Source organism: Nocardia sp. NPDC056564 (genome assembly GCF_042793755.1).
In the GTDB taxonomy this organism is placed as follows: Bacteria; Actinomycetota; Actinomycetes; order Mycobacteriales; family Mycobacteriaceae; genus Nocardia.
Window position 1 is genome coordinate 164,934 of record NZ_JBHTUR010000020.1, and the last position, 10,908, is coordinate 175,841.

Below are 10,908 nucleotides of genomic sequence, written 5' to 3' on the forward strand. Positions count from 1 at the left end.
GGCGCGAGCTCAGTCGTCGCGGCCGCTGACCATCGACCGTCGTCCGCCGAATCGGTGCGCGTCGTCGAAGCCGGTGTCGTCGTCGTAGCGCCGCTCCGGTGAGTTCGGCGGCGCGAACGACGCGGGCGGTGCGACCGGCATCGCGGATCCGAGGTCGGGCGCGTCCTCGATCAGATCGGACAGCTTCGGCAGCTGGGACTTGCGCTCGCGCAACGGTTCCATGAGCAGGCCGACCTGCGCGGTCACTCGCCGGGCGGCTTCCTGTACGACCTCGGTCATCGCCTCGGCGATCTCGGTGTGGGTCAGGTCGCCGATATCGTCGGCGAACTTGGTGTCGATGAGAATGCCGTCGGCGTTGACGGTCACGGTGATGCGCTTGTCGCACGCGGTGGCGGAGGCGGTGAGCCGGGAACGGTCACGTTGGATTTTGGCAATACCGAGCATTTGCTCATGCAATGCTTCCAGCATCATCGCGGCGTCGGCCTTCAGTCGTTCGTTCGCCACCAGAAAGCCTCCACCTCGTAGTTCGAGCTCGCTTCGCGACGCCACGCCGAGCCCAGTTGCCGCATAATGCGATTCAACACGGCGCTGGTCACGCGGGCATAATCTCCGACGTAATCTCGGCATAAGTATTTGATAATCGGAGATTATGCCGTCCGATTAGGCACGGTAACGTTCAGCGGGGAATCGATGCGGAGGCATCGCGGGTTCCGAATTTCGTCGGGCAGCAGGAGAATTCGACGTGGACAACGACCGAGCCAAGGGCGACCTCGCAGATCTGCTAGACACGGTCAATCTGCATATTCGCTCGATCGCCGATGCGCAGCGGCAGCGGGTCGAACTCACCGCGACCGCCACGGCGGCCAAGGGCCGGGTGCAGATCACCGTCAACGCCGACGGTGTCGTGATCGAGACCCGCTTCGCCGACGACATCGACGAACTGGACTATGACGAGATCGCCGAGGCCGTCACCGACGCCACCCAGGACGCGGCGATGGAGGTGGCCCGGCGCGCCAACGAGTTGATCGCGCCCATCCAGCGGACCCGATCGCAGCTGCCCAGCCTCTCCGAAATGGTCGCCGGCCTGCCGGATCTGAAAACCCGTGTCCCGGAACCGCAGCGGGCCTCCTTCGATCCCCCGTCGGCACGTGACAACGACCGCTGAACCAGCCCTGGCCTGATCGATGAGCATCGAGATGCCCGAGGGCCTGCAATGGCTCAGCTATCTCGCCGGCGCGTCCTGGCCGAAAGGCGACGAGGACGCGCTGTTCGCGCTCGGCGACGACTGGAAATCGGCATCCAAGGATGTCCACGACCTCGTCGAGGCACTGCACGTCGCGTGCAACACCGCGCAGGTGAGCTATTCCGGCGACGGCGCGGACAAGATGAAGAAGCAGTTCGACCAGTTCTTCTCCGGCGATCAGTCCGTCGACAAACTGGCCGAACAGCTTCAGCAGCTGGGCGAGTCGGTGCGTCAATGCGGCACCCAGACCGAGTACGCCAAGCTCCAGATCATCATCACCCTGGCGATCCTGGCCGCGGAGATCGCCTACGCGCTGGCCACCCTCTGGGGCGCGTGGGCGGTGCCCGCCATGGAGGCCGAGGCGGCGGGCGTGTGCCAGCTCATCGGTCAGCGGCTGGTCACCTTCCTGGCCAACCGGGCCACCCGCCTCGCGCAGATGCCGATGTGGAAGCTGGCCGCGATCACCGGCGTCGAGCAGGCCGCCATCGGCCTTGGCGCGGACGCCTTGGCCCAGGGTATTCAGCTGGGCAAGGGCCATCGGGACAGCTTCGACGTCAAGCAGATGGTCATCTCGGGCGCCGTCGGCGGCATCTCGGGCGCGGTGGCGGCGCCGGTCGGCAGCATGATCGGCAAGCGCCTCGGAAATTGGGTCGGCCACGACTCGATGACCTGGTGGAAGGCCGGCGGCATCGCGATCGGCGCCGGCATCCCCGCCGGTGTGGTCGGCGCGGGGGCGGGCATTGTCGCCAATGGTGTGTTCACCGGTCAGTGGGAGTTCGATCCGGCCGCGATCCTCGGCGGTGTCGGCGGTGGTCTGGTCGGTGGCGTGCACGGAGTCGCCGGGCACGCGCAGTCGATCGGAATGGCCAAGGGCGGCTACACCGGGCTCGCCGTCCCGCCGCCGGTCGGCGCCGACGGTAGTCACGAGCGGCCGGGCCCGAGGATCGTCGAGGTCAACGAGAGTGACCGCGGATCTTCGCGCGCCGCTTCGCTTTACGACGGCGACCGGGGGAACTACCGCTCGCCGTCGGTGCATACGACGAGCGACCGGTCCAGCACGGCGCCCGCGGATAGCCCTGCCACGCACAATGATTCGACCACCCGCAACGGCCGGCCGAATACCGCGGAGACGAACGGCAGGACCGAGACCAACAACTCGGCCGCGCAGCAGACCAACGGCGCGCAACCGAACAACAACTCGACGCGGTCCACCGACCGGTCGCCGTCGACGAACCAGTCGCAGTCCACCAACCAGTCCCCATCGAACGCCGGCTCCGGGCGATCCAACGGCACCTCGCCCGCGCCGCAGCCCGCCACGTCCGCCCACGTCGAGGGACAGACCGCACCGCAACCCGCGACGCGCACCGGGATCGATCCCAATTCGGCTACGTCGCAACCGTCACCGCAGCCGGTGCACGCGCAGTCCACGGATTCCCCTGCGCCACCGGCGGCGTCGCAGACCCACTCCGCGGCGACGTCGAACCTCGAAGGCAACGCCAACAATTCGACGACCTCGACCGCACAGTCACAGACATCCGTGGCGCAACCGCGCAACGACGCGTCCACGAATTCGCCGATTCCGCAGTCGTCGCGGGTCGACCACGTCACGGAATCATCTGTGCCACCGGGCTCGGCGCAGTCGAGCACCGCGGTCCGTCCGGAGGGACCGCCCGCACCGCCGGGGACGACGAACGCCAACGCGACGGCGAGCAGCACCCCGCCGTCGGTGACGTCGTCGCGAAGCGAGGCACCGCCGCCCCCGCCTTCGGTCACCGACAAGCCCTCGGTCCAGTCCCCGCCGCAATCGCCGCGACCGAGTATCTCCTCGGCGGGCGACGGTTCCGCCCGCCCGCCGATCACGGCAGGCGTGCGAACCGACCCGATCCCGAGCAGTCAACGCGCATCGATCTCGGCGGCGGTCACCCCCGAATCGCAATTCCGTCAGGTCGAACCGGCGCAGGGTCCCGAGGATCACCCGCTGACCCAGAAACAGCCCGAGGCCTCGCTCGAAACCCGCAGGGAACCTGCGACTTCCCAGGAAACGCCGCAGGGATCGAACGCGGCCAAAGGCTCCGAGGCTTCGCTTCCGACGCCGAAACGCGAAGACCAGGTACCGCATCCGGCGGACTCGATCTCGCCCGAGCAACGCCCGCAACCGATCAGCGAAAAGCCGCCCGCGGGACTCGAATTCGTGCTCCATGACGACTTCAACCCCACCCCGCAGCAGGTGGCCGCGCTGCCCGGTCATCGGCTCGAGCGCATCCCGGCCGACGGCGACTGCCTGTTCCGCGCGATCGACCAGGCGACCGGCCAGACCCGTGGACTCGGCCATCACGACGTCCGCCGGGAGTTCGTCGGTGTGCTGCGGGCCAGGAAAGACCAGCTGCTGGACAAGTTCGTCCCCAATTCCCCGGACTTCCGGGAGGCCGCGGCGGCGATCACCCGGATCGACACCACGCTGCGGGACCAGCCCGATCACCCGTCACGCGCCGAGTTGCTCGCCGAGCGGGAATTTCGCCAGTGGGAATACGACTTCGAACGCTCGGAGGCGTTCGATCGGCAACTCGACGACCTCTCCCAGCCCGGCCACTACAACAACGAACTCGGCGATTTCCTCATCCCCGAGGGCGCCGACGCCCTCGGCCTGCACCTCGTGGTGGTCGACCACGACGGCACGACAATGCATTTCGGCCCCCAGGACCGACCCGAGCACATCCTGGTCCGCGTGAACGAGGCCGGCGGTCACTTCCACGTCGCCGAACCGATCCGCGCCGGATCCGACCGCCCGTCGACGCCCCACGAAAGCGTTTCTGGCACAGACTATTCGCGCACAGCCGAGCCGAATCCGCTGCCCAGGGCCACATCCGAACCGATCATGCGGCAGCCCGACGAGACGAGTACGCATCCGGCCGATGCCCGAAGCGACCCCGGCCCCGCTCGAACGGATTCCCCTGTGCCGCCGCGCGATTCGTCACCGCTGCCGCCCGAGATATTCGTCGGCGACCAGACCCCGCAGCAGCCGCCGTGGCCGCAGCACTGGGCGCCGGTGCCCGACCGAGCCGATCCACTGTTCAGCACGGTTGCCCGGATTCTCGGCCTACCGGATGCCACACACGTACGGTCCGGCATCACCGATCACCTGAATCGGATGCAGGACCAGGAAACTCGATGGCGCGCGACCATCGAGGAGGAACGCAGGCAGGGCCGGGTCGATGAGACCCAATGGCAGAGCGAACTGGAACGCCGTCAGCAGTTCGAGAATTGGCTCGACGAACGACGCGACATCGCGGTGGAGCCGCCGGCCCCGCCGCACCGCGACACCGTCGACCGGGATCTGAACCTCGCGGCGTCCGCGTTCGGGATGAACCTCGTCGTTCAGCATTCGGACGGGTTCGGCGCCGAGCACGCCTTCGTGCCGGGGCAACGGAATGTCTTCCTGCGCTATGCCTCCACCGGCGAGTTCGAGATCGGCGTCACGCCCGAGGGCAACCTGTTCGCGGCGCACCGGCATCCGAGCCCGCCCGCACCGCTCAGTTCCGTGATCGACACGGTGGTGCCGCGCAGCGAGATCCCGCCGCCGCTGAATCGGGTGCTGGCCTCGCCGCATATCCGGTTGCTCGACGGCGCCCCGCTGGCACCGCATTACATCGGGGAAGGCCGCCCGATCGCGGTCAAATCCCAGCTCGACCCGATCCAGGACGCGAAACCGCTCAGCGGACACCAGCGACTGCCTTATCACACGCCGGTGCGGCACATGAGCCCCGCGGAGCTGGAGAACCATCGATTGTTCGTGCACGAGGGTCGGTTGTTCCGGGCTGCCGACGGCCGACTGTTCGACACCGCCCAGATCGCCTCGGCGCGTGAAGGCGGAGACGCGCGAGCCATCTTCGTCATGGACGAGTTCGGCAACCTCTACGCCGGTGACCAGGAACTCGGCTCCCTCCATCATTCGTCGTTCCTCGGCGGGCGGACCGTCACAGCCGCAGGTGAGCTCGAGGTACGCGACGGCAGGCTCGTCGTGCTGAGCGATCGCAGCGGGCACTACCTGCCGCGCGGCGAGCTCAACGACTTTGCGGTGGATCTCTTACGGCGACAGGGTCTTTCCCTCGACGACAACTTCACTCGCCTCGGTTTCGACAACCAACCCCGGGAACGAGTCGGCGAAATCGACCGGGAGCAGACCGAACTCACCCGGCGGCAGATCGCGCTCGACGCCGCCGCCGAAGCGTTGAGCCGCAAGGAGAACGAACTCGTCCGGGCAGGCACCCCCGACGACGCCGAAGCCCGCCGGATCGTGCAGGCTCGACGCGAGTCGCTCAACGATGAACAGAACCAGCTGAATCGATGGCGGGCCGGACTCGACCAGGGCACCGTGCAGCCGGAGTTGCGCGACCAGCTCGTCGCGCATCCGAATCCCACCGGCCCGAACGACCGGATCACGCCGCCCCAGCCGCCGCTCGGCCTCGACGGCCCGAATCCGTCGGCCGACCGGACCGCCGCATGGTGGCGAGACACCGGCGAATCCTGGTGGAACAACCTGCGATTCGACGATCTTTCCCCCGCCTACCAGCACGGCCTGGTCACCGACTTCCCCGGCTTGCGCAACAGCGAGGGCATCCCGGCAGCGGTCCGAAACACCCTCAACACCAGCTACATTCAGCACGAGATCCAGCGACTGGACAAGATCGCGGACGGCTCCGCATTGTCGTCGAACGAGCGACGGCAATTGAACAACTTGAAAGCCGCACTCACCGACTTGAACACCGCGGACCTCGACTCCGCGATCGCCGCCCATCGCGCAGGGACCGAGCAACCCGCGACCCATCTGCTGTCCTTCGATCAAGACGCCCAGGGGCGACGCGGGCGCGAGGTCATCGGATTCGGTCCGGTCGATTCCGCCGCGACCGTGCACTGGCAGGCGCCGAACGCGTCGTTCGGTTCGGCCGGACACGCGGTGGCGCACGCCGCACAGCAGCACGTCGAAACCGCGAGCACCCGACCGGACCACGCGACCGTGGTGTGGGTCGACCACGACTCCACCCGCGGCACCTCCGGGCCAGCGCGGCTGGTCTCGAAGCTCTTCTCCGGCCCGCCCGACCCCACGCCCGGCCGTCTCGGAACGGCGATCGACGAGTTCACCAGGCAACATCCCGCCGCTCGGGTGTCCGTCTCGGCACCGGAGTCGATCGCGAAGTCGCTTGCCCCGCAAGTCGATTCGAATTCCGTCTCGGTGCACGAACCCAGCGGAACCCGGATGCCGGGCGGCGCGCCCGACGGTTCGCTGCCATCCCGGCACCAGTCCGGGCCGGCGGATCAGCATTCGCGGCAGTCCGGATCCGGGCACCGGCTCTTCAGCAACGAGTCCGTGCGGCCGATCGAAGCACAGAACGGCGCAACCGAATTCACCTCGAATCGAACGGACCGCAGCGCGGAAACCGCCGACGGCAGCAGCGCCCACCGCACGCCCGATCAGCTCAACCCGATCACCGCGGCGGCCGTACCGGGTTCGGACTTCCGCGGTCATGTGGATGCACCGACCGTCGCGCACGTCGATCAGGTGCGCGGCCAGGTCGACAACGCGCTGCGCAGCGCGGTCGACGGGCACGGCGGATTGCAGGTCGACCCGATCGATGTGAACCGTGGACGCTATCGCATCACCGACACCAGCGGTGTCTACGGCGGCGATCAACGCAGCTTCGAGGTGCGGGTCGAGACTCAGCGCATCGGTGACGACACCGCGGCCCGCTCGATTCTCAACCACGACAAGGGCCAGCACGTCATCCAGATCTCCGACCGGATCTCCACCAAACACGTGCCCCGCGCACTGGCCCACGAAATCGGCGAAATCGTCGCCGACCGCAAGCGCTACATCGTAGACAGACTCGACGCTTTCGGTCCCGACGAGGGAGTTCTGCGTCCCGGCGGACCCACCGACGAACCCGCGCTCACCCCGCACGACGCCGGTCGCATCCAGGAACTCCGTATCCTCGGCGGGCAACTCGACGAGCTACCCGGCCCGGCGAACCGCACCGCGGAAGACCGAGCCCGATACGACCAACTGCACCGCGAAGGTATGGCGCTGGTCGAGCATCTGGGCCTGCGCGAGGGCACCCCGGGCGCGGGCGACCGCAGAACCTTGATCAACGAGCACCTCGAGTCCTTCCCTGCCGGTCGCGATCAGGTGCGTCATCTGCTCGACGACGCGGGCGGCAACCGGAATCAGCTCTCCGCGAACGATCAGCGCCTGCTGCGCTCTATCCAGCGCCAGGCCGGGGTGGATCGAGCCGCGTTCGATGCGCACCGGGCCGAGTTGCGCCCGGCCTTCGAGCGCCCCATCGCCGACGATGGCGGAAAGATCAGCCCGGAGCGGACTCTGGAGCTGGCCAACGAGAGCACCAGCGCACGGGCGAAACGCAGCGTGCAGACCCTCGAGCGCCTGCGCGAGCAGGCGGCGGGCGGCGATTACCCGAAGTTGTCGGTCATCGAGGCGGGCGGCGGGGCCGCGCTCGCCGCCCGCGATCCACAAGCACTGCTCGTCGACGACCGCGGCCGATGGCAATCCGACAACGGCGACCGCATCGCCCAAACCGCAGACCAGCTACGCAATCTGCGACAGACCGGACTCGGCGACCCCTACCAATTCGTCGACGAAGGCCGACCGGACGCCCGGGTGCCGCTCGACGCGGTCCGCTATTGGGAAGACTCGATCGCGGCCCAAGGTCCAGTGGTCGACGGCAAGGCGAGCTTCCGCATGGAGGACGGGAAGCTGCTCGCCGACATCAATCCGCTCGACGGCGGCCCGCACGTCACCGTGGAGGTGGAGGGGATCCCGGTCATCGCGACCGGCTTCCCGCCCGAGATCATTCCCGGCACCCGCGAGGTCGGCGGCATGCACGGGGCATTCGACACGGCCGCAAAGGAATTGGGCGCGCTCAATGCACCCGATGCCCCGGCCGCCAAGGCCCAGGTCGAGGCACTGTCCTGGCGCGATCCGGCCTCCGCGGGCGAGGTTTTCAAGATCCTGTCGGACAACAACATCGACCGGTCCGCGCTGAGCAAGAATCTCAACCACGCGCTGGATTCGCTCGCCAACTGGAAGTCGTTGCGCGACGACCACCCCGGCCAGATCCTTTCCGGTGACGAAGCCAACCTGGCCGGCGTCGACCCCGACCGCGCCGGCGAATGGATCGTCGCCGGCACCGGCGGCACCGGCATCAGCGGCGTCGAGAACATGCTCAAACTCAGCACCACCGCGAAATTCACCATGATCGGCCGCAACGCACCACCTGGGCTCGCCGACAACACCCAGTGGAAAGAAGTACGCGGCCAACACGACCTCGGCTTCGACGCAGCCGATCCGACCGCGGCCAGCCGCCAGAATCCCGACGGCAGCTGGCCGAATCCCACCGCGACCGGCCGACTGACCATGGCCTTCGACCGCACCATGAACATCACCGGCATCGAAGAGCACACCGGTCCCCAGGGCACCCGATTCTCCGTCGGCCCACACGAGGGCGACGGTGTCATCGCCTCGCTCGGCACCCGCAATTCGGTACCGCCCGCCGTCGCCGACCTGGTGGACACCGCGATCAAACGCGACCCGAATTCGGTGTCCGCGCGAATGCTGTTCGACAACGACGGCCAGTACCTCGGCTACCGCATCACCGTCGACGGCCGCGACATCGACGTCACCGGCGCAGCCTCCCGCTTCTTCCCCGGCGGGCAACTCTTCAAGCCCGGAACCGGCGACGTCCCACCGCTACCCGCCTCGAATCCCGGAAGAGTGTGGAGTACCACCGACTCTCGGTACGCGCTGGCACGGCCGCAACCCGGCTTCGCCGCCCAGACCGCCTCGAACCGGGACGCCCCACCCGAAGGCGGAAACTTCGACGGCGGCTACGTCGCCTCCGCCACCCAGGCGACGCACTACGCGGCATGGCGACGCAGCGACGGTACCGACGCCTCGCACACCATTACCGCTGCGGCCGTGCCGGGTTCGGAATTCCACGGCCACGTCGAATCACCTGCCATCAGTCACGTCGAACAGATCCGTGGCCAAGTCGACGGCGCGCTGCACAGCGCGGTCGATGGGCACGGCGGTTTGCGGATCGACCCGATCGACGTGAATCGAGGCGAATATCGCATCACCGACACCAGCGGTGTCTACAGCAAAGACCAGCACAGCTTCACCGTGCGCGTGGAAACTCAACGTATCGGTGACGACACCGCGGCCCGCTCGATCCTGAACCACGACAAGGGCCAGCACGTCATCCAGATCTCCGACCGGATCTCCACCAAACACATACCGCGCGCCTTGGCGCACGAGATCGGCGAAATCGTCGCCGACCGCAAGCGCTACATCGTAGACAAGCTCGATTCCTTCGGCCCCGATGAAGGTGTTCTGCGCCCGGGCGGACCGACCGACACACCCGCGCTCACACCCCACGACGCCGGGCGCATCCAGGAACTCCGCGTGCTCGGTGACGACCTCGACCGGCTGCCTGCCACGCACCCGGAACGCGACGCCCTGCGCGGCGAAGCGATGGCGCTGGTCGACCACTTGGGCCTGCGCGAAGACACGCCCGGCGCCCAGGAACGCAGAGCGTTGGTACTCGACCACCTCGACCACTCCGCCTCCGGCAGCGCGCACGTCCGCACCCTGCTCGACGACGCAGGCCGCGCGCCGAATCGACTACCGCCCGGGGATCAGCAACTCCTGCAACGCATTCAGGACCAGGCCAGGAGCGATCAGGCCAGATTCGAGGCTCACCGGGCGGCCCTGCATCCCGCCTTCGAGCGCCCGATCGCCTTCGACGGCGAACGAGCCACCCCGGAACAGACGCGTGCGCTCGCCGACGAGAGCACGCGGCAACGTGCGCAGCGCAGCGCACAAACGCTCGCCGACCTGCGCACGCAGGCAGCCGCCGCGCCGCAGGGCGAACATCCGAAGTTGTCGGTCATCGAGGCGGGCGGCGGGGCCGCGCTCGCCGCCCGCGATCCACAAGCACTGCTCGTCGACGACCGCGGCCGATGGCAATCCGACAACGGCGACCGCATCGCCCAAACCGCAGACCAGCTACGCAATCTCCGCCAAACCGGACTCGGCGACCCCTACCAATTCGTGGGTGACGGTCGGCCCGATGCCCGGGTGCCGCTCGACGCGGTGCGCTACTGGGAAGACACCATCGCCGCCCAGGGCCCGGTGGTCGACGGCAGAACGACCTTCCGGATGGAGGACGGGAAGCTGCTCGCCGACATCACCCCGCTCGACGGCAGTCCGCCGATCACCGTTGATGTTCAAGGGATACCGGTCATCGCCACGGGCTTCCCGCCCGAGATCATCCCCGGCATCGCTCGCGGCATCGGCGGGATGCAGGGGACATTCGACACGGCCGCAAAGGAATTGGGCACCATCACCACGTCCAGTGCCGCGGCGGCGAAAACACAGATCCAAGCGCTCTCCTGGCGGGACCCGGCCTCGGCGGGCAAGGTCATGGAGATTCTGTCGGCCAACGGTATCGATCCCTCCGTGCTGTCCAAGCCGACGCGGGATTCCCTGGGTGCGATCGACAACTGGAAGTCGTTGCGCGACGACCACCCCGGCCAGATCCTTTCCGGTGACGAAGCCAACCTGGCCGGCGTCGACCCCGACCGCGCCGGCGAAT

The 10,908-nt window shown here is 67.9% G+C and carries 3 protein-coding genes; 2 read left to right on the forward strand and 1 reads right to left on the reverse strand.

Translation table 11 applies throughout. The features are described from left to right. Window positions 1-9: 9 nt before the first annotated feature. Window positions 10-504: a YbaB/EbfC family nucleoid-associated protein gene (locus tag ACFQ9K_RS36200; RefSeq protein WP_378725114.1), complete on the reverse strand. Its 495-nt coding sequence runs from the start codon at window positions 502-504 to the stop codon at window positions 10-12. Window positions 505-742: 238 nt separating this feature from the next. On the opposite strand from ACFQ9K_RS36200, the gene ACFQ9K_RS36205 reads away from it, so the two are divergent. Continuing rightward, on the forward strand, window positions 743-1,165 hold the full coding sequence (locus ACFQ9K_RS36205; RefSeq protein ID WP_378725112.1) for a YbaB/EbfC family nucleoid-associated protein: 423 nt from the start codon (window positions 743-745) through the stop codon (window positions 1,163-1,165). 19 nt (window positions 1,166-1,184) lie between these two features. Then, on the forward strand, window positions 1,185-10,908 hold a 9,724-nt coding region (locus ACFQ9K_RS36210; protein ID WP_378984184.1), incomplete at its 3' end, for a hypothetical protein.